This is a genomic window from Burkholderia sp. MSMB1589WGS (genome assembly GCF_001636105.1).
Lineage (GTDB): Bacteria > Pseudomonadota > Gammaproteobacteria > Burkholderiales > Burkholderiaceae > Burkholderia > Burkholderia humptydooensis.
Genome location: NZ_LNJT01000001.1, coordinates 133,596 through 153,230, shown reverse-complemented (window position 1 = coordinate 153,230; position 19,635 = coordinate 133,596). Strand labels below are relative to the sequence as shown.

General features: G+C 67.1%; 15 protein-coding genes and 1 pseudogene. 12 read left to right on the top strand and 4 right to left on the bottom strand.

Annotated features, from left to right (window positions below):
- The first annotated feature begins 82 nt into the window (after nt 1–82).
- Nucleotides 83–1,936, top strand: coding sequence for a methyl-accepting chemotaxis protein (locus tag WT16_RS00705; RefSeq protein ID WP_063532510.1), 1,854 nt, complete (start codon nt 83–85; stop codon nt 1,934–1,936).
- A gap of 30 nt (nt 1,937–1,966) precedes the next feature.
- On the opposite strand, the gene WT16_RS35345 is transcribed toward WT16_RS00705, so the two are convergent.
- Nucleotides 1,967–2,092 (bottom strand): hypothetical protein, encoded by a 126-nt coding sequence (locus WT16_RS35345; protein ID WP_269447536.1) that lies wholly within the window; start codon nt 2,090–2,092, stop codon nt 1,967–1,969.
- A 535-nt stretch (nt 2,093–2,627) separates the two neighbouring features.
- On the opposite strand from WT16_RS35345, the gene WT16_RS00695 reads away from it, so the two are divergent.
- From WT16_RS00695 to ltrA, 6 genes and pseudogenes are all read left to right on the top strand, one after another.
- On the top strand, nt 2,628–4,550 hold the full coding sequence (locus tag WT16_RS00695) for a PrkA family serine protein kinase (RefSeq protein WP_006026634.1): 1,923 nt from the start codon (nt 2,628–2,630) through the stop codon (nt 4,548–4,550).
- A gap of 123 nt (nt 4,551–4,673) precedes the next feature.
- On the top strand, nt 4,674–5,939 hold the full coding sequence (locus WT16_RS00690) for a YeaH/YhbH family protein (RefSeq protein ID WP_006026635.1): 1,266 nt from the start codon (nt 4,674–4,676) through the stop codon (nt 5,937–5,939).
- Nucleotides 5,939–7,627 (top strand): SpoVR family protein, encoded by a 1,689-nt coding sequence (locus WT16_RS00685; protein WP_009912496.1) that lies wholly within the window; start codon nt 5,939–5,941, stop codon nt 7,625–7,627. The genes WT16_RS00690 and WT16_RS00685 overlap by 1 nt, the downstream gene beginning before the upstream one ends.
- Nucleotides 7,628–7,973: 346 nt before the next feature.
- Nucleotides 7,974–9,278 carry an MFS family transporter gene (locus WT16_RS00680; RefSeq protein WP_063532509.1) on the top strand — a complete coding sequence of 435 codons (1,305 nt, stop codon included), beginning with the start codon at nt 7,974–7,976 and terminating at the stop codon, nt 9,276–9,278.
- Nucleotides 9,279–9,486: 208 nt separating this feature from the next.
- Nucleotides 9,487–9,756: pseudogene (locus WT16_RS00675) on the top strand (ABC transporter substrate-binding protein); the annotation flags it as partial.
- A 670-nt stretch (nt 9,757–10,426) separates the two neighbouring features.
- A complete protein-coding gene (gene ltrA / locus WT16_RS00670; protein WP_231892007.1) occupies nt 10,427–11,815 on the top strand; it encodes a group II intron reverse transcriptase/maturase in 1,389 nt (462 codons plus the stop codon).
- Nucleotides 11,816–11,936: 121 nt separating this feature from the next.
- On the opposite strand, the gene WT16_RS00665 is transcribed toward ltrA, so the two are convergent.
- Both WT16_RS00665 and WT16_RS00660 read right to left on the bottom strand, forming a co-directional pair.
- Complete coding sequence (locus WT16_RS00665) at nt 11,937–12,359, bottom strand: YidB family protein (protein WP_015601739.1); 423 nt, start codon at nt 12,357–12,359, stop codon at nt 11,937–11,939.
- Nucleotides 12,360–12,439: 80 nt separating this feature from the next.
- Nucleotides 12,440–13,030, bottom strand: a complete 591-nt coding sequence (locus tag WT16_RS00660) for a helix-hairpin-helix domain-containing protein (protein ID WP_015600333.1) — start codon at nt 13,028–13,030, stop codon at nt 12,440–12,442.
- A gap of 307 nt (nt 13,031–13,337) precedes the next feature.
- Between WT16_RS00660 and WT16_RS00655 the strand changes: the two genes are divergently transcribed.
- Nucleotides 13,338–13,832 carry a MerR family transcriptional regulator gene (locus tag WT16_RS00655; RefSeq protein ID WP_015602183.1) on the top strand — a complete coding sequence of 165 codons (495 nt, stop codon included), beginning with the start codon at nt 13,338–13,340 and terminating at the stop codon, nt 13,830–13,832.
- Nucleotides 13,781–14,179 (top strand): carboxymuconolactone decarboxylase family protein, encoded by a 399-nt coding sequence (locus WT16_RS00650; RefSeq protein ID WP_009912093.1) that lies wholly within the window; start codon nt 13,781–13,783, stop codon nt 14,177–14,179. Before WT16_RS00655 ends, WT16_RS00650 begins: the two co-directional genes overlap by 52 nt.
- A gap of 42 nt (nt 14,180–14,221) precedes the next feature.
- Here the strand turns inward: WT16_RS00650 and WT16_RS00645 are convergent, their stop codons facing one another.
- Nucleotides 14,222–16,180: a sigma-54-dependent Fis family transcriptional regulator gene (locus tag WT16_RS00645; protein WP_063532557.1), complete on the bottom strand. Its 1,959-nt coding sequence runs from the start codon at nt 16,178–16,180 to the stop codon at nt 14,222–14,224.
- Nucleotides 16,181–16,597: 417 nt separating this feature from the next.
- Here WT16_RS00645 and WT16_RS00640 point away from each other — a divergent pair, with 417 nt between their 5' ends.
- From WT16_RS00640 to WT16_RS00630, 3 genes are all read left to right on the top strand, one after another.
- Nucleotides 16,598–17,677, top strand: coding sequence for an NAD(+)/NADH kinase (locus WT16_RS00640; RefSeq protein ID WP_015601388.1), 1,080 nt, complete (start codon nt 16,598–16,600; stop codon nt 17,675–17,677).
- A 41-nt stretch (nt 17,678–17,718) separates the two neighbouring features.
- Nucleotides 17,719–18,495 (top strand): SDR family NAD(P)-dependent oxidoreductase, encoded by a 777-nt coding sequence (locus WT16_RS00635; protein WP_063532506.1) that lies wholly within the window; start codon nt 17,719–17,721, stop codon nt 18,493–18,495.
- Between the two features lie 133 nt (nt 18,496–18,628).
- Nucleotides 18,629–19,612: a thiamine pyrophosphate-dependent dehydrogenase E1 component subunit alpha gene (locus WT16_RS00630; RefSeq protein ID WP_006026991.1), complete on the top strand. Its 984-nt coding sequence runs from the start codon at nt 18,629–18,631 to the stop codon at nt 19,610–19,612.
- Nucleotides 19,613–19,635 lie beyond the last annotated feature (23 nt).

Sequence of the window (19,635 nt, the reverse complement as noted above, 5' to 3'; positions counted from 1 at the left end):
CCGTAAACCAGGCGTAGCCGAGCAAGCGTTTCGCCGTTGCGGGCCGCCGCCTTCGTCTTTGCGACGCATCACAGGAAGAACCATGCTGCTGAAGAACATCTCGATCAGGACGCGTCTCGCCGTCACGATGACGCTCCTTTCCGTCCTGCTGTGCGTCGTCGGCGCACTGGGCCTCACCGGCATGAGCCAGGCCAACGACGCGAACGAGCAAACCTCGTCGAACCAGTTGCCGAGCGCGATCGACGTCGCGAGCGCCGAGCTGTTCGCCGCGCGCGAGCGCCTCGTGCTCGACCGCGCGGCGCTCCTCGCGGGCACGCCGGACGCCGCGCCGACGATCGAGCGCGCGCGCAACATGCGCGGCGTCTCCGATTCATGGTGGAAAAAGTACCTCGACTTGCCGCGCAACGGGGAGGAGGACCGCTTCGCGCAGGACGTCGCGTCGAAACGGCAGATCCTGCAGCGCGAGCTCGACGGGTTCGTCGAGCTCATCAACGCGAACGATCACGACAGGATCATCGTGTCCGCGAAGCGGATGCAGAGCGTGTTCAACGATTTCTCGCTCGCGAGCGAGGCGCTGCGCACGTTTCAGCTCAAGCAGGCGAGCCTCAATTTCAGCGCTGCGCAGAGCGTATATGCGGCGAGCCGGATCGCCGGCATCGTCGCGCTCGTGCTCGGCCTCGCGATCTCGCTCTATTGCTTCCTGAGCCTGCGCGCGGCGATCGCACGGCCGCTCGCCGACGCGCTCGGCCACTTCGACGCGATCGCCGCGGGCGAGCTGCGCCGCCCGATCGTCGTCGCGCGGCGCGACGAGATGGGGCTGCTGCTCGAAGGGCTCGCGAAGATGCAGGCGAGCCTCGCCAACACCGTGCGCTCGGTGCGCGTCGGCAGCGAGTCGATCGCGACGGCGGCGAGGCAGATCGCGGCGGGCAACGTCGATCTGTCCTCGCGCACCGAGCAGCAGGCGGCGGCGCTCGAAGAGACGGCGTCGAGCATGGAGGAGCTGACGGGCACGGTGCGGCGCAACGCGGACAACGCGCGGCAGGCGAGCGCGCTTGCCGCGAGCGCGTCGGAGATCGCGAACAAGGGCAATGCGGTCGTCGGCCAGGTCGTCGGCACGATGGGCGACATCAACCAGAGCTCCGCGAAGATCGCCGACATCATCACGATCATCGAGGGGATCGCGTTCCAGACCAACATTCTCGCGCTGAACGCAGCCGTCGAGGCGGCGCGCGCGGGCGAGGAGGGGCGCGGCTTCGCGGTCGTCGCGGGCGAGGTGCGCAGCCTCGCGCAGCGCTCGTCGACGGCCGCCAAGGAGATCAAGGAGCTGATCGATACGTCGGTCGAGCGCGTGCGCACGGGCTCGACGCTCGTCGACGACGCAGGCCGCACGATGAGCGAGGTGATCGGCGCGGTGCAACGCGTGACCGACATCATGGGCGAGATCGCGGCGGCGTCGGACGAGCAGAGCACCGGCATCGACCAGGTGTCGCGCGCCGTGTCGCAGATGGACGAAGTCACGCAGCAGAACGCGGCGCTCGTCGAGGAGGCCGCGGCGGCCGCGCAATCGCTCGACGAGCAGGCCGCGCGGCTGCGCGCGACCGTCTCGGTGTTCCGCGTCGAAGACGGCGATGCACGCGATGACGCGCCGCATGCACCGGCGCGGGCAGCGGCCGGCGTCGCGCACGTCGCGCACAGGGCGGCGGTGAGCGCGGCTGCGCCGGCGCGTGCCGCCGCGTCTTCCGGCGCGCCGGCCGTGGCGGCGGCGCACGCGGCGCTCAAGCCCGCGTCGTCCGCACCGTCCGCTTCGGCCGCGAAGGCTGCGCCCGAGCTCACGGCCACGGCCGCGGCGGCCAAGCCGAAACCCGCGCCTGCGCCGCGCGCCGCGCCGGTTGCCGCGGCGTCCGCCGCGAGCGACGGCGATTGGGAGACCTTCTGACATGAACGGGAAAACGTATCGGACACCGATCTATCCCCAATTTGATTGAACGACGACGCCCGCCACCAGCGGGCGTTTTCGCATCGCGACCGGCCGCTCGCGGATTCGTCGCGCGAAACGCAGCAGGCGTTGCGCGATGCGCGAGGAGGTCGGCATCGTTATCTCGATATTCGGCGCTAAGAAGCGTCGCGATGTCCGCCGATTCGCGATGTCGCCTACGCGCACGTCGCCTACGCGCACGTCGCCTACGCGCATGTCGCCTACGCGCGTCCACCGCGCGCAATCGTCCGCATCGACGTCACGGGCATCACGCTGTTGCGCGCACCGCAAAAAAATTTGTAACGGCGCGTTCACGCTGTCGTCGCAATCGGCGTGTCGTGCGTGTATGGAAAGAAGCGGTGGAAAGAAGCGGGGAGGGGTTCGGCGAGCGCCGGAACGTCAACGGACGAGACGATTCGCTGCCTGAATGGAGAGCGCCGATGCAGTGTTGGTGCGAAGCGGGAGAACCATTCTAGGGCAGCGGAAAGTGCTTTCCAAGCAGCGTTTTCCGCAATGTTGAAAACCGCTGCGAGGCCGTTGAAGTAGTTCGTGAAAAAAAAAGTAAATGGGTTTAGGATGAAATCGAACGGTCCTGCTTCGACACGATCTATACGAAGGCAAGATCGTCTTCAGACTCAGGCGAGGAGGTAGCATGGATATTTATAGCAGCTTCGCGAACCGCTTCGAAAAAACGCGAGAGGAAGAGTTCTCGCTGGAGGAGTATCTCGCGCTCTGCAAGAACGATCCATCGGCGTACGCCGCTGCCGGCGAACGCATGCTGGCGGCCATCGGGGAGCCGGAACAGATCGACACGCGCAACGATCCGCGCTTGTCGCGGATTTTCGCGAACAAGGTCATCAAGGTGTACCCTGCGTTCCGCGAATTCTATGGCATGGAAGAGGTGATCGAGCAGGTGGTCGCCTATTTCCGCCACGCGGCGCAGGGGCTCGAGGAGAAGAAGCAGATTCTCTACCTGCTCGGTCCGGTGGGTGGCGGCAAGTCGTCGATCGCCGAGCGCCTGAAGCAACTGATGGAGCGCGTGCCGTTCTACGCGCTCAAGGGCTCGCCCGTCAACGAATCGCCGCTCGGCCTGTTCGACTACGACGAAGACGGCCCGATCCTCGAAGAGCAATACGGCATTCCGCGCCGCTACCTGAAGAGCATCCTGAGTCCGTGGGCGGTCAAGCGCCTGCACGAATACAACGGCGACATCCGGCGCTTTCGCGTCGTGCGTCGCTATCCGTCCATCCTGCGGCAGGTCGGCATCGCGAAGACCGAGCCCGGCGACGAGAACAATCAGGACATCTCGTCGCTCGTCGGCAAGGTCGACATCCGCAAGCTCGAGCAATACGCGCAGGACGACGCCGACGCATACAGCTACTCGGGCGGCTTGTGCCTCGCGAACCAGGGCCTGCTCGAGTTCGTCGAAATGTTCAAGGCGCCGATCAAGGTGCTGCACCCGCTCCTCACCGCGACTCAGGAAGGCAACTTCAAGGGCACGGAAGGCTTCGGCGCGATCCCGTTCGACGGCATCATCCTCGCGCACTCGAACGAGTCCGAATGGAAGGCGTTCCGCAACAACCGCAACAACGAGGCGCTGCTCGACCGGATCTTCGTGGTCAAGGTGCCATACTGCCTGCGCGTGTCGGAGGAGATCAAGATCTACGAGAAGCTGATCCGCAACTCGTCGCTCGCCGAGGCCGTGTGCGCGCCCGGCACGCTGAAGATGATGGCGCAGCTCTCGGTGCTCACGCGCCTGCACGAGCCGGAGAACTCGAGCCTCTTTTCGAAGATGCAGGTGTATGACGGCGAGAATCTGAAGGACACCGATCCGAAGGCGAAGTCGTACCAGGAGTATCGCGATTACGCGGGCGTCGACGAAGGGATGACGGGCGTGTCCACGCGCTTCGCGTTCAAGATCCTGTCGCGCGTGTTCAACTTCGATTCGACGGAAGTCGCGGCGAACCCGGTGCACCTGATGTACGTGCTCGAGCAGCAGATCGAGCGCGAGCAGTTCCCGCCGGAAACCGAGCAGAAATATCTGTCGTTCGTGAAGGACCTGCTCGCGTCGCGCTACGCGGAGTTCATCGGCAAGGAGATCCAGACGGCGTACCTCGAATCGTATTCGGAATACGGCCAGAACATCTTCGACCGCTATGTCACGTACGCGGACTTCTGGATCCAGGATCAGGAATTCCGCGATCACGACACGGGCGAGAGCTTCGACCGCGCGGCGCTCAACGCGGAGCTCGAGAAGATCGAGAAGCCGGCGGGCATCAGCAATCCGAAGGATTTCCGCAACGAGATCGTGAATTTCGTGCTGCGCGCGCGGGCGGCGAACGGCGGCAAGAACCCGGCGTGGGTCAGCTACGAGAAGCTGCGCGTCGTGATCGAAAAGAAGATGTTCTCGAACACGGAGGAATTGTTGCCGGTCATTTCGTTCAACGCGAAGGGCTCGGCGGAGGAACAGCGCAAGCACGAAGACTTTGTGAACCGGATGGTCGCGAAGGGCTATACGCCCAAGCAGGTGCGGCTCCTGTGCGACTGGTATCTGCGCGTGCGCAAGTCGTCATGACGCGCGCAACGCGACGCCCGCGCGGCCGCGCGCGGGCACCTTGAGAGACGCCGCCCGCATTGCGGCAGCCCCGCGTGCGCGGCGTGCGTCCCGGCGTATCGACATTCGAGCGGGAGACCGGGCGTGCTTCATCAAATCATCGACCGCAGACTGGCCGGCAAGAACAAGAGCATTGCAAATCGCGAGCGCTTCCTGCGCCGCGTCAAGAACTACATTCGTCGTGCAGTGTCCGACGCGGTGCGCGATCGCAGCATCAAGGACATCCAGGGCACGCAGAGCATCACGATTCCCCGCAAGGACATCGCGGAGCCGACGTTCCGGCACGGGCCGGGCGGCAAGCGCGAGCTCGTGCATCCGGGCAACGCCGATTACGTGCGCGGCGACAAGATCCCGCGTCCGCCCGGCGGTGCCGGAGGCGGCGGCAGCCAGGCGAGCAACGAAGGCGAAGGTCAGGACGACTTCGTGTTCGAGTTGTCCCGCGAGGAATTCATGCAGTACTTCTTCGACGATCTCGAACTGCCGCGCCTCGTCAAGACCCACCTGCTGACCGTGCCGAGCTGGAAGAGCGTTCGCGCGGGCTGGGCGGCGGAGGGCACGCCGAACAACATCGACGTCGTGCGCTCGCTGAGAAGCGCGCTCGGCCGCCGCATCGCGCTCGGCTCGCCGCTCGTCAACGAGCTGCACGAGCTCGAGGAGAAACTCGCCGCGCTGAAGGAGGAGCCGGGCGATCACCGCGTCGAGATCGCGCAGCTCGAGGATGCGATCCATCATCTGAAGGGCCGCATCTGGCGCATCCCGTTCATCGATCCGTTCGACCTGCGCTACGTGAATCGCGTGAAGATGCCGCAGCCGTCGAGCCAGGCGGTGATGTTCTGCCTGATGGACGTGTCGGGCTCGATGGACGAGCAGCGCAAGGATCTCGCGAAGCGCTTCTTCATCCTGCTGTACCTGTTCCTGAAGCGCAACTACGAGCGGATCGAAGTCGTGTTCATCCGTCATCACACGCGCGCGGAGGAAGTCGACGAGGACACGTTCTTCCATTCGACCGAAAGCGGCGGCACGGTCGTGTCGAGCGCGCTCGAGCTGATGCGCAAGGTGATGGAGGAGCGCTATTCGCCGACCGAATGGAACATTTACGGCGCGCAGGCGTCGGACGGCGACAACTGGACCGACGATTCGCCGAAGTGCCGCAAGATCCTCGACGAGGACATCCTGACGAAGGTGCGCTACTTCGCGTACATCCAGGTGACGCCCGAGGAGCAGAACCTGTGGCTCGAATACGCGCAACTGGCGTTGTCGCAGCCGCATCTCGCGATGAAGAAAGTGGAATCGGCGGCCGACATTTATCCCGTGTTCCGGGAGCTCTTTGAAAAGCACGTGGAAACCTGATGACGACACGCCACTTGCACAACGAAGCGCGCGGCTACGAGCCGCGGCGCAAGAGCGACGAAGCGTCGGGACGCGCCGCGCGCGAGCGCGGCGCATCGCCCGAAGCGGCGGCGCAGCACCCAGAGGCAGAGGCGCCCGCGAGCGGGCTCAAGGAAGCGCGTATGAACGTTGCCGACCGCAAACCGTTGCCGTGCCCGTCCGACTGGACCTTCGAGCTGATCGAGGAGTACGACACCCACATCTCGCAGGTCGCGGAGCAGTACGAGCTCGACATCTACCCGATCCAGCTCGAGCTGATCAGCGCCGAGCAGATGATGGACGCGTATGCGTCGGTCGGGATGCCCGTCAACTACCGTCACTGGTCGTTCGGCAAGCACTTCCTCTCGACCGAGAAGAGCTACCGCCGCGGGCAGATGGGGCTCGCGTACGAGATCGTCATCAATTCGAACCCGTGCATCGCGTATCTGATGGAAGAGAACACGATGACGATGCAGGCGCTCGTCATCGCGCACGCGGCATACGGGCACAACTCGTTCTTCAAGGGCAACTACCTGTTCCGCCTGTGGACCGACGCGCACGCGATCATCGATTATCTCGTCTACGCGAAGAACTACGTCGCCGAATGCGAGGAGCGCTATGGGCTCGACCGCGTCGAGGAACTGCTCGACTCGTGCCACGCGCTGATGAATTACGGCGTGGACCGCTACAAGCGGCCGCAGAAGCCGTCGCTTGCGAAGGAATCCGAGCTCAGGCGCGAGCGTGAGGCGTATCTGCAGTCGCAGGTCAACGAGCTGTGGCGCACGCTGCCCGCGAAGAAGCCCGAGTTCGCCGACGAGGAGCAGGAAGGCCGCTTTCCGTCCGAGCCGCAGGAAAACCTGCTGTACTTCGCGGAGAAGAACGCGCCGTTCCTTGAGCCGTGGGAGCGCGAGGTGATCCGGATCGTGCGCAAGATCGGCCAGTACTTCTATCCGCAGCGGCAGACGCAGGTGATGAACGAAGGCTGGGCGACGTTCTGGCATTACACGCTGCTCAACACGATGTACAACCAGGGCAAGCTCGCGGACGGCTTCATGATGGAGTTCCTCCATTCGCACAGCAACGTGATCTACCAGCCGCCCGTGACGAAGCCGTACTACAGCGGAATCAATCCGTACGCGCTCGGCTTTTCGATGATGAGCGACATTCGCCGGATCTGCGAGGCGCCGACCGACGAGGACTACGCGTGGTTCCCCGAGCTCGCGGGCAGCCCGTGGCTGCCCGCGCTCCACTATGCGATGCGCAACTTCAAGGACGAGAGCTTCATCGCGCAGTATCTGTCGCCGCATCTGATCCGCGAGATGCGCCTGTTCTCGGTGCTCGACGACGACATGCGCGACGCGCTCGAAGTGTCGGCGATCCACGACGAATCCGGCTACCAGTACGTGCGGCAGGCGCTGTCGCGGCAGTACGACATCCATCACCGCGAGCCGAACATTCAGGTGTGGTCGGTCAATACGCGCGGCGACCGCAGCCTCACGCTGCGTCACTTCATGACCGACAACCGCCATCTGTCGAACGACAGCGACGAGGTGCTCAAGCACATGGCGCGGCTCTGGCAGTTCGACGTGTTCCTCGAGAGCGTCGACGAGACGGGGACGGTCCGCAAGCGCTACGAGTGCCGCTACTCGGCGCCCGAAATACGGCTCTGACGGCGGCGGGGCGAGTCGCAGCGATCGCGGCAGTCGCCTGGTGCCGAAGTCGACGGCGCCCATGCCGATGCGCTCGGCGTCGCGAGCGTCGTCCGTGGTCCGCCGCCGCTTGCGCGGCGCGCCGCCTTGCACGAAACGCGAGCCCTCGGGCTCGCGTTTTCATTGGATGACCGGTCGAGCGGAAATTATTTTTCGACATCGGGGCGTTCCCGGGCATCCAGAGACATTACATTTCGCTAAAATCGCCGCCACGCCAAGGTGGAACCGGTATCACCGCGCGCGTTGAACAAGAAGGCGGCAACTGTCACCGCCAGCCATCCAGAGAACTTCAAGGAACAGACCATCCATGAATGACCAGACCGCCTTCGCCGCCGTCGCGCGGCAAGACGTACGGCGCCGCGTGCTTGCGATCGTCGGCGCATCGTCGGGCAACCTCGTCGAGTGGTTCGACTTCTACATCTACTCGTTCTGCGCGCTGTACTTCGCGCCGGCATTCTTCCCGAGCGGCAACACGACGACGCAATTGCTCAACACGGCGGGCGTGTTCGCCGCCGGCTTCCTGATGCGGCCGATCGGCGGCTGGCTGTTCGGCCGCATCGCCGACAAGCACGGCCGCCGCACCGCGATGATGATCTCGGTGCTGATGATGTGCGGCGGCTCGCTCGTGATCGCGGTGCTGCCGACGTACGCGCAGATCGGCGCGCTCGCGCCGTTGCTGCTGCTCGTCGCGCGGCTGTTCCAGGGCCTGTCGGTGGGCGGCGAGTATGGCACGAGCGCGACGTACATGAGCGAGGTCGCGCTGGAGGGCCGTCGCGGCTTCTTCGCGTCGTTCCAGTACGTGACGTTGATCGGCGGCCAGCTCTGCGCGCTCCTCGTGCTCGTGATCCTGCAGCAGACGCTCTCGAGCGCCGAGCTGAAGGCATGGGGCTGGCGGATTCCGTTCGTCGTCGGCGCGGCGGCCGCGCTGGTCTCGCTGTATCTGCGCAAGTCGCTCGACGAGACGTCGACAAGCGAATCGCGCAAGGCGAAGGACGCCGGCACGATCCGCGGCGTGTGGCAGCACAAGGGCGCGTTCCTGACAGTCGTCGGCTTCACGGCCGGCGGCTCGCTGATCTTCTACACGTTCACGACGTACATGCAGAAGTACCTCGTCAACACGGCCGGCATGCACGCGAAGACGGCGAGCAACGTGATGACGGCCGCGCTCTTCGTCTACATGCTGATGCAGCCGGTGTTCGGCGCGCTGTCGGACAAGATCGGCCGACGGATGTCGATGATCCTGTTCGGCATGGGCGCCGTGATCGGCACGGTGCCGCTGATGCATGCGCTCGGCGGCGCGACGAGCCCGTTCGCGGCGTTCGGCCTCATCGTCGTCGCGCTCGCGATCGTGAGCTTCTACACGTCGATCAGCGGCCTCATCAAGGCCGAGATGTTTCCGCCCGAGGTGCGCGCGATGGGCGTCGGCCTGTCGTATGCGGTCGCGAACGCGATCTTCGGCGGCTCGGCCGAATATGTCGCGCTGTGGTTCAAGTCGGTCGGCAGCGAATCGAGCTTCTACTGGTACGTGACCGCGCTGTGCGCGATCTCGCTCGTCGTGTCGTGGCGGATGCGCGATCCGAGCAAGGACGGCTACCTGCGCAACGAGCCCTGAGCGCGGCCTGGCCGCGCGGCGGGCGGCGTCCGGTTCGGCGCGCGCCGTTATCGCCGCGGCCGACAAGCGTAGCGGATTTGCTTCGTTGACCCGCGCGCACCCCTAGATTCGCTGTCTCGACGCAATTCATGGAGTCGTCATGACACGCGCATCGCCTTTCGGGCGACGCTCGCTCGCGGCCGCGCTGGCAGCCGCGCTCTCCGCCGCATCGTTCGTCGCCGCGCTGGGGCAGGCGGCGCGCTATGTGCAGGCGAACCCGGAAGGCGCGGTCGACGCGTATCTGCGCGTGAACCGCTCGAAGGCCGATCGCGCGCTGCTGCTGAAGATCGTCAAGAATCCGCAGGTGCAGTTCAGGATCGCGCCGCAGAACACGTTTGCGCTCGCGACGTTCATGCATCGCGTCGGCGCGATCCGCCACGAGCCGAAGACCTGGCGCGATTATTTCTTCGACGACCCCGCGACTGCGCAGGGCAGTTGATGCGCGCGCCGTCCCGTTTCGCGAGGCGGGCCGCGTTCGGCACGGGAGTCGCCCCGACATCGACGCGGCATCGACGTGCCGTCAATGCGGCGCGCACGATATCGATATCGAAAATGCTTCGTTGTGCACAGCGGCGACGAGTCTTAATCTGAGTCCGTAGTTCGTGTGACACCTCCTTGACTGGGATTCTCGCCCGCTCTCGCAGCGGGCTTTTTTTTGGGTGCGCCCGGCAGGGCGCACTCACTGGGAGGTGAAAGTCCTCTACTCGCCCGGCAAGGGGAAGAGTTAGCCGAAGGCAAGGGTTTCCCGGGTGACTGGGAGTCTGAAGGAAGCTGGGAGGCAAAGCGCTGGCCTGACGAACAGGAAGCGGATATGAGGCGTAGCGACTGGGTAAGGTGTCCCAATTCACCGAAGCCCGAAACTTGCACCGACGTTGTTACGTAGATCCGACAGGCATAAGCGTGAAGGTGAGTGCGCAATACCCGGGGAGATCTGTTTCTGTGCTGGCGCGGTAAGGCCAGCTACCGAGGTCGAGAGGCGGCGGGACGCGGAAGCAGAAGTCAGCAGAAGGCATAGTAGGTCAAGGCGAAGGCGGAGAGCCGAAGAGGACCGGGACCGAAGGCCGGAACAGTGAATGCCGAGAGTAGGACGGATGATCTCGAAGCCTGTTATGGATGCAGAAGCGCTGGAGACAGTGGCCGAGCACGCGAGGGGTGGCCGGAAGCCACCGGGCTGCGTGCGGGGTGCGGAGACGGGCACGGCGACATCTGGGCAAACGAAATCGGAGGGCGACGCGCTGATGGAGCGCGTCGTGGAACGCGGCAACATGAGGCGAGCATACCGCCGGGTGCTGAGGAACCAGGGTTCAGCCGGGGTAGATGGGCTGAGCGTGGAAGGCCTTGGTGACTGGCTCAAGATGCACTGGCCGAGTGTGAAGCAGGCGCTGCTGGAAGGGCGGTACGTACCGCAGGCGGTACGCCGGGCGGACATACCGAAGCCGCAAGGCGGGGTGAGGACGCTGGGCGTGCCGACCGTGGTGGACCGACTGATCCAGCAAGCGCTGCACCAGGTATTGCAACCGATCTTGGAGCCGACGTTCTCGGCGAGTAGTTACGGATTCCGAGCGGGCAAGAATGCGCTGGACGCGGTGCGTCAGGCGCAAGCCTATGTCCAGGGTGGTCGGCATTGGGTGGTCGATATCGATCTGGAGAAGTTCTTCGATCGAGTCAACCATGATGTGCTGATGGCCCGGGTTGCGAGGCATGTAAAAGACAAGGTGACGCTGAAGCTGATTCGCCGCTTCCTCGAAGCGGGGATGATGGCGGACGGTGTGACGCAGGCGAGGACGGAGGGCACGCCGCAAGGCGGCCCCCTGTCGCCGCTGCTGTCGAATATATTGCTGAGTGATCTGGATCGGAGGCTGGAGAGCCGAGGGCTGGCGTTCTGCCGGTACGCTGACGACTGCAACATTTACGTTGGCAGCAAACAAGCAGGACAGCGCGTCATGGCGAGAATCAGGGCCTATCTCGAGAAGGTCTTGAAGCTGCGCGTGAACGAGACCAAGAGTGCGGTGGCACGGCCGAGCACGCGGAAGTTCCTGGGCTACCGAGTGGCGGTGAGGCTGGGCCAGGCACGGATCCGGATTGCACCGGAAAGCATCAAGCGATTGATGACGCGGGTGCGGGAACGGACGTTGAAGGGAAGAAGCGGGTCCCTTGAACGGACGATCCAGACGCTCAACCCGGTTCTGCGAGGGTGGGCAAATTACTTCCGGCTCAGTCAGCAGCACAAGCGGCTGGAGGGGCTGGACGGATGGTTGCGAAGGCGTTTGCGCTGCCAGATCTGGCGGCAGTGGAAGCGTCCCCGAACCCGAGCACGCAACATGATCGCACTGGGCCTACGCCCGGAGCGGGCATGGAAGTCGAGCGTGAACGGCCGAGGGCCTTGGTGGAACGCCGGTTCTCACCATTTGAAGCAGGCGTTACCCAATGCCTACTTCGATGCACGGGGACTGATCTCGATCCGTCGGACGGTGGATTGCCTCCAGAGCATTAACTGAACCGCCGTATGCGGAGCCGCACGTACGGTGGTGTGAGAGGGCTGAGGGGGTAACCCCTCACCCTACTCGATCGGCGTATGCCGTTTCGGCGGTCGGCCGCGATCGCGGGGGCGCGGTGCGGTTACGCCTGCTTGTTGCCGAACAGGCCCGTGAGCTGCGACAGCGTGCCGAGCACGTTCGACGTGTCGAGCTGGCCGTTCGCCGGCACTTCGCCGTTCGGCGTCGCGCCGTTGACGACGTGCGGCAGCACCTGCGCGAGGAGACCGGACACCTGCTGAGGATCGATGCCGATCTTTTGCGCGAGCGCGCCGACCGTATCCGAGCCGAGCACGTTCTGCAGCGTCTCGGGCGAGATCGGCTGGTTTTCGCCGGTGCCGACCCACGAGCCGATGACGTCGCCCGCGCCGCCTGCCTTGAATTTTTCGATGAGGCCGTTCAGGCCGCCCGGCTGGTTGTTGATGAACTCCAGCGCGGCGCTGACGAGCGCGTTCTGATTGCCGCCTTGGCCGCCGATCAGACCGCCAACGATGTCGAGTAGACCCATGATTCACCTGCTAGGTTGAGGCGGCGCCGCGAACGGCGCCGGTGGAACGAAGACGCCGCGCGCAACGCGCGGCGCCCGACTTATGCGCCCGATGCCGCGGACGCGGGCGTCGCCGCCTTGTTCTTCTTGCTCTTCCTCGAGCCCTTCGCCTTCATCGACGACGCGGCGGCCGGCGCGCTCGCTTCTGCCGCGGCGCTCGCCGCGGCGGCGGCCTTGTCCTTCTTCTTCGACGAACGGGTCTTTTTCGCGGCCGGGGCGCTCGCCGCCGTCGCCGGCGCGGTCGCGGCGGGGGCGGGCGTCGTCGCGGACGGGGCCGGCGCGGGTGCTGCGGTCGTCGCGGTCGTCGTGGTCGCGGCCGGCTTCGCCGCGCTCGTCTTCGCCTTCGCGCCCGTCGGCGGCGTCGTCGAGCCGCCGATCGTCAGGCCCGCCGCCTCGAGATTGGCGACCGATTTCGCGCCGAGACCCTTCACGCGGCTCGCGAGATCGTCGGCGTCCTTGAACGGGCCGTTCTTCGCACGCTCGTCGATGATCGCCTTCGACTTCACCGGGCCGAGGCCCTTCACCGATTCGAGCGCCGCCTGGTCGGCGGTGTTGACTTCGACCGCGGCGGCGAGCGCGGCGGTCAGCGAAAGCGACAGTGCGACGACCAGCATCAGCAGCTTTTTCAGCATGGCGGGAGCTCCCTTTTGATGGAACGGATGAATGGCTGTCGGAACGAACGCCGGCGCGCGGCGCGAGCTGGGCGTCGCGTTCAAGCATAGGACAAATGCGTGCCCTTTTTAAGACAGCGGGGGCAGTGTTGCGCATCGACGGCGACACTGTAAAGGCTGCCGCGTCGCGTGCGGGCGGGTTTTGACCATCTTTGACGGAAAAACGGGCCGGGCGACGGCGCGAAGCGGCGACGCAGGCCGCCCGGACGCTGGCCATCGCGCGGCGCTTGACTTAGAGTGCACTCTAAGTCCTAACCTTGAGAACGTCATGTCGAACGCATCGAAGCCAACGTCCCCGCGCGCCTTGACGATCGGCCAGGTGGCCGCGCTCGTCGGCGTGTCGACGCACACGCTGCGCTATTACGAGCAGGCCGGTCTGCTGAGGTCGATCTCGCGCACGCCGGCGGGGCACCGGCTGTACGCGCCCGCCGATCTCGACTGGCTGCGTTTCGTGATGCGGCTGAAGGCGACCGGGATGCCGATCGCCGGGATGCAGGCGTTCGCCGAGCTGCGCGCGCAAGGCGATGCGACGTTCGGCGAGCGGCGCGCGCTCCTCGCCGCGCATCGCGACGCGGTGCGTGCGCAGATCGACGCGCTGCAGACGAACCTCGACGCGATCGTCGATAAGATCGCGTATTACGAGCGGGCCGAGCGCGACGCGATTCGACAGACAGGGCAGACGACTCAACCTCAACCGGACAAGGACGAACGATGGAACCACGAATCGCAGAAGACCGCTACGCGCGCGGCTGGAACACGCTGAAGGAAATCGACGGCGAAGTCGGCGAGCGCGTCGTCGCGGCGCTTGCGCCGATCGCGCCGGACTTCGGGCGGCTGCTCGTCGAGTTCGGTTTCGGCGACATCTACAGCCGGCCGCAGCTCGACCTGAAGTCGCGCGAGATCGCGACGATCGCGTCGCTCGCGACGCTCGGCCACGCGCAGCCGCAACTGAAGGTGCATATCGAGGCGGCGCTGAACGTCGGCTGCACGCGTGACGAGATCGTCGAGGTGTTCATGCAGATGGCCTTGTACGCGGGCTTTCCGGCCGCGCTCAATGCGCTCTTCGCCGCGCGCGACGTGTTCGAGCAGCGCGACGCCGCGCATGCGTGACGAAGCCGTCGCGTGCGGCGGCTTCGCGCGCGGGCGGCGCGCTCACACGCGATGCGGCGCGACGATGCGGTATTTCGCGATGCGCCGGTAGAGCGTCGCGCGCGAGATGCCGAGTGCGCGCGCAGCCGCGTCGGGCCGCCAGCGATGCGCGGTGAGCGCGGCGACGATGCGGCTGCGCTCGTCGGTTGCGCCGGTTGCACTGGCCGCGCCGCCGTGCGCGGCGCGCGCGGCGTTCGCGGGCGCCGCGTCGCCCAGTTGCGCGGCGAGCCCGCCGGGCAGATGGCGCAGCTCGACGCGCGCCGAGTCGCACACCGCGCACGCATAGCGCAGCGCGTGGCGCAACTGGCGGATGTTGCCAGGCCACGCGAACGCGCGGAGCCGCTCGACGAGCGCGGCGTCGAGCGTCAGCACGTGGCCTGCCGCCTGCGCTTCCTCGCCGAACACCGCATCGACGATCTCGCGAATGTCCGCGCGCTCGCGCAGCGGCGGCAGCTCGAACACCGCGCCGCTCAGCCGGTAGTACAGATCTTCCCGAAAGCCGCCGTCGGCGACCATCCGCGCGAGATCGCGGTGCGTGGCGCAGATGACGTCGATGTCGACGCGTACCGGCGCGTCGCTGCCGAGCGGCACGACTTCGCGATCCGCGAGCACGCGCAGCAGGCGCGTCTGCAGCGCGAGCGGCATGTCGCCGATCTCGTCGAGGAACAGCGTGCCGCCGTCGGCGAGCGCGATCTTGCCGCGCGCGCCCTGGCGGCGCGCACCGGTGAACGCGCCCGCCGCATAGCCGAACAGCTCGCTTTCGATCAGCGCCTCGGGCAGCGCGCCGCAGTTGACGGCGACGAACGGCCGCGCGCGGCGCGCGCCCGCATCGTGCACCGCGCGCGCGAACACTTCCTTGCCCACGCCCGTCTCGCCGAGCACGAGAATCGGCAGCCGTCTGCTCGCGACGCGCAGCGCGACTTCCGCGTGGCGCGCGATGCGCGGGTCCGCGCTGCGCAGGAACGGCGTCAGCGCGCCGACGCTGCGCGCGGCGGCATCGGATGCGCGGTGCGCCGCGCGGCCCGCGTCGCGCGGCGCGTGCGCGAGCGGCGCGCGGATGCGCGCGTGCAGCGTCGCGCCGGTGGCGCGCAGCCGCAGCGCGACGACTGCATCGATGCGGCCCGCGTCGCGCAACGGCAGATCGACCGTGTCGAAGATCTCGTCGATGTGGCGCGGATGGGCGAGCTCGGGCAGCGCGTCGCGCGCCGGACGATTCGCGGCGACGACGTTGCCGCATTCGTCGAACGCGATCAGCCATTCCGGCTGCGCTTCGACGAAATGGCGGCTCGGATGTCCGAACAGCACCCAGTGCTGCGCGGTGCGATGCAGGAAGTAGCCGTTCTCGATCAGCGTCGCGCTCTGCCGCACGAGCTGGAAGACGAGCCGCTGGCTGTCACGGTTGTCGGGCGACTGCACGGCGGACGCGTCGAGCACGCCGATCAGCTCGCCCGTCGGCGCGAAGATGGGCGCCGCGCTGCAGGTGAGCGTCGTGAACGCCGCGCGGAAATGATCGGTCTTGTGCACGGTGATCGGCGCGAGATCGGCGAGCACGTTCGCGACGCCGCACGTGCCTTCCTCGCTCTCGGACCAGCACGAGCCGATGTGCAGCCCCGCGTGGCGAAAGTCGCCGCGCCGCTCGCGGTCGATCCGGTAGTCGATCGTTACGCCGTGCGCATCCGTCAGCATCACGCAGTAGTCGGCGACGCGGATCATCTCGTGCAGCCGCGTCAGGCACTGGCCGGACGCGCGCAGGAACGCCTCCTCCCTGTCGCGCACTTCGCGCAATTCCGCCGCGGTCAGCACGCGCGGGCCGATCGTCGACGCGGGGTCGAGCCGGTAGCGCTCGAACGAGCGCTGCCAGGACGACGCGAGGCGCGGCGAATCGGCGGGCGCGGGCAGGCGGCCTTCGAGCGCGCCGCGCACGCGGTCCGCGTGCCGGGTCTGGGAAGCGGCGTAAGGCATGATCGGCTGACTCTTCGCGGCAGGGATGTCGACGTTTTGTAGCACATCCGGTTCGCGCGATCACCCTGCATTGCAGCACGGCAAACGGTTGAGACAATTGTCTCAGCGCGCGTCTCACGCGCGTGAGACGCGCGCCGATGCCCGCGCGGCGGGCCGCGCGCGGCAGTCGAGGCGAGGCGTCGCAGCGGTCGCAGGGACGTGGAGGCGAGACGCGTCGCACGAGTCGCCCCCGGCGCGCGCATCGCCGCGCATCGCCAGATCGGCCGCGCCGCCGCGCGCGGCGGCGCGCTCGCGCCGATCGTCAGGTCTGCTGCGCAATGTGGCATGCCGCTTGCAGAGATCACGGGCAAGCACGGTGCGTCCGCACCGCCGATGAAAAACAGTTCGCGCTTGACGCTGCGAACAGGAGACAAGCCCGTGACCTCGCCCGTTACCGTCGGCGTGATCGCGAACCCCGCGTCGGGGCGCGACATCCGTCGTCTCACGACGCACGCGTCGGTTTTTCCGACCGCCGAGAAGGCGAACATGGTCGTGCGCCTGTTCGCGGGCCTCGGCGCGCTCGGCGTCGAGCGCGTGCTCGCGCTGCGCGACAAGACGGGCATCGCGACGCTGATCCTGCGCGCGCTCGACACGCACGCGGCCGTCGAGCGGCGCACGCGCTGGCCCGCCGTCGAATTCGTCGATCTGCCGATCACCGACAGCGTCGCGGACACGCATGCGGGCGCCGCCTACATGCGCCGCGCCGAAGTCGCGCTGATCGCGGTGCTGGGCGGCGACGGCACGCATCGCGCGGTGGCCGCGCATTGCGGCGACACGCCGCTGCTCACGCTGTCGACCGGCACGAACAACGCGTTTCCCGATCTGCGCGAGGCGACCGTCGCGGGGCTCGCGGGCGCGCTCGTCGCGACGGGCGCGGTGCCGCCCGACGTCGCGCTCGCGCGCAACAAGCGGCTCGTCGTGCGCTGCGTCGCGGGGCCGGACCGCGGCCGCGAGGAGATCGCGCTCGTCGACGTGTGCGCGGCGCGGCAGCGCTTCATCGGCGCGCGCGCGATCTCGGCGCCGGAGGACATCGACGCGCTGTACCTGACGTTCGCGCAGCCGCACGGCATCGGCCTGTCCGCGTTGGGCGGCGCGTGGGCGCCGATCGAGCGGCGCGCGCCGCACGGGCTCGCGATGCGCTTCGCGCGCCCCGGCGAGCGCGGCGGCACGCCGCTCGTCGCGCCGATCGCGCCAGGCCGGATCGAGCGCGTCGTGATGCGCGGCTGCGAGCGGCTCGACGCGAACGCGTGGACGCCGATCGAACTCGAGCAAGGCACGCTCGCGTTCGACGGCGAACGCGAAATCGAAGTCGCGCGCGGCGAGCGCTACGAGATCGCGCTCGACTGGCGCGGCCCGCTCACGGTCGACGTCGAGCGCACGCTGCGCCATGCGGCGTCGCATCGCGCGCTCGGCGACGCCTATCCCGGCGACGCATTTCCGTATCCCGCCGCCGACTGAGCGGCGCATCCACCATTCCAACCGAGAAGGAGACAAGAAGCATGACGACACCACTGGAAGGACAGGTCGCCGTGGTCACGGGCGGCGCGCGCGGCATCGGCCGCGGCATCGCGCTCGCGCTCGCCGCGGCCGGCGCGGACATCCTGCTCGCCGATCTGCTCGCCGACGCGCTCGACGCCACCGCGCGCGACGTGCGCGCGCTCGGCCGGCGCGCGGTGGCGCTCGAGGTCGACGTGACGCAGCAGGCGCAGGTCGACGCGATGATCGCGCATGCGCTCGACGCGCTCGGCGGGCTCGACATCGTCGTCAACTGCGCGGGCGTGATCGGCATCCGGCCCGTCGCCGAGCTCACCGAGCGCGACTGGGATTTCGTGATGGACGTCAACGCGAAGGGCACGTTCCTCGGCTGCCGCGCGGCGCTGCCGCATCTGAAGGCGCAAGGGCGCGGCCGGATCATCAACGTCGCGTCGATCGCGGGCAAGGAGGGCTTTGCGAATCTCGCGCACTACAGCGCATCGAAGTTCGCGGTTGTCGGCTTCACGAATGCGCTCGCGAAGGAGCTCGCGCGCGACGGCGTGACCGTCAACGCGATCTGCCCCGGCATCGTGCGCACGTACATGTGGGAGCGGCTGTCCGACGAATGGAAGCAGGCGGGCGAGACGGTCGAGGAGTCGTGGCAGCGCCATCAATTGACGCTGATTCCGCAGGGCCGCGCGCAGACGCCCGAGGACATGGGCCGGCTCGCGGTGTTCTTCGCGACGATGGACAACGTGACCGGGCAGGCGGTGAACGTCGACGGCGGCTTCACGTTTCATTGAGCGCGTCGAGGCCCGCGCATTCGGCGCCGCTCGATTTTGCGACGGCGCGCCGCGACGGCGCGAGCCGTCGTCCCGCCGCCTCGCGGCACAGGCCGCGGCGCGGCTTCAACGATAACCCATCCAGGAGACAGACATGTCCGTTTCGAATCAGCTCGGCAGCGATCGGCTGCTGCACGCGTATCGCCTGATGCGCACGATTCGCGAATTCGAAGAGCGCCTGCACGTCGAGTTCGCGACGGGCGAGATACCCGGCTTCGTGCATCTGTATGCGGGCGAGGAGGCGTCCGCGGTTGGCGCGATGCTTCATCTGAACGACGTCGACTACGTCGCGACGACGCACCGCGGCCACGGCCACTGCATCGCGAAGGGCGTCGACGTGCACGGCATGATGGCCGAGATCTACGGCCGCAGGACGGGCGTGTGCCGCGGCAAGGGCGGCTCGATGCACATCGCCGATCTGGCGAAGGGGATGCTCGGCGCGAACGGGATCGTCGGCGCGGGCGGCCCGCTCGTCTGCGGCGCGGCGCTCGCCGCGAAGCTGCGCGGCACGGGCGGCGTCGGCGTGTGCTTCTTCGGCGACGGCGCGTCGAACCAGGGCGTCATCTTCGAATCGATGAATCTCGCGTCGGTGTGGCGGCTGCCCGCGATCTTCGTCGCGGAGAACAACGGCTACGCGGAGGCGACCGCATCGAGCTGGTCGGTCGCGACCGACAACATCGCCGATCGCGCGAACGGCTTCGGGATGCCCGGCGTGATCGTCGACGGCTTCGATTTCTTCGCGGTGCACGAGGCGCTCGGCGAGGCGGTCGAGCGCGCGCGCGGCGGCGGCGGGCCGACGCTCGTCGAAGTGAAGTTCTCGCGCTACTTCGGCCACTTCGAGGGCGACGCGCAGACCTATCGCGCGCCGGGCGAAGTGCAGAAGCTGCGCGACGAGAAGGATTGCCTGAAGCGCTTCGAGGAGCGCGTCGTGCGCGCGGAAGCGCTCGCGCGCGAGGATCTGCGCGCGGTCGACGCGGCGGTCGCGGAACTGATCGACGACGCGCTCGCGCAAGCGAAGGCCGCGCCGCTGCCCGACGCGGCCGATCTGCTCACGGACGTCTACGTGTCGTACCCGTGAACGCGCGATGCGCGGCGAGCCGA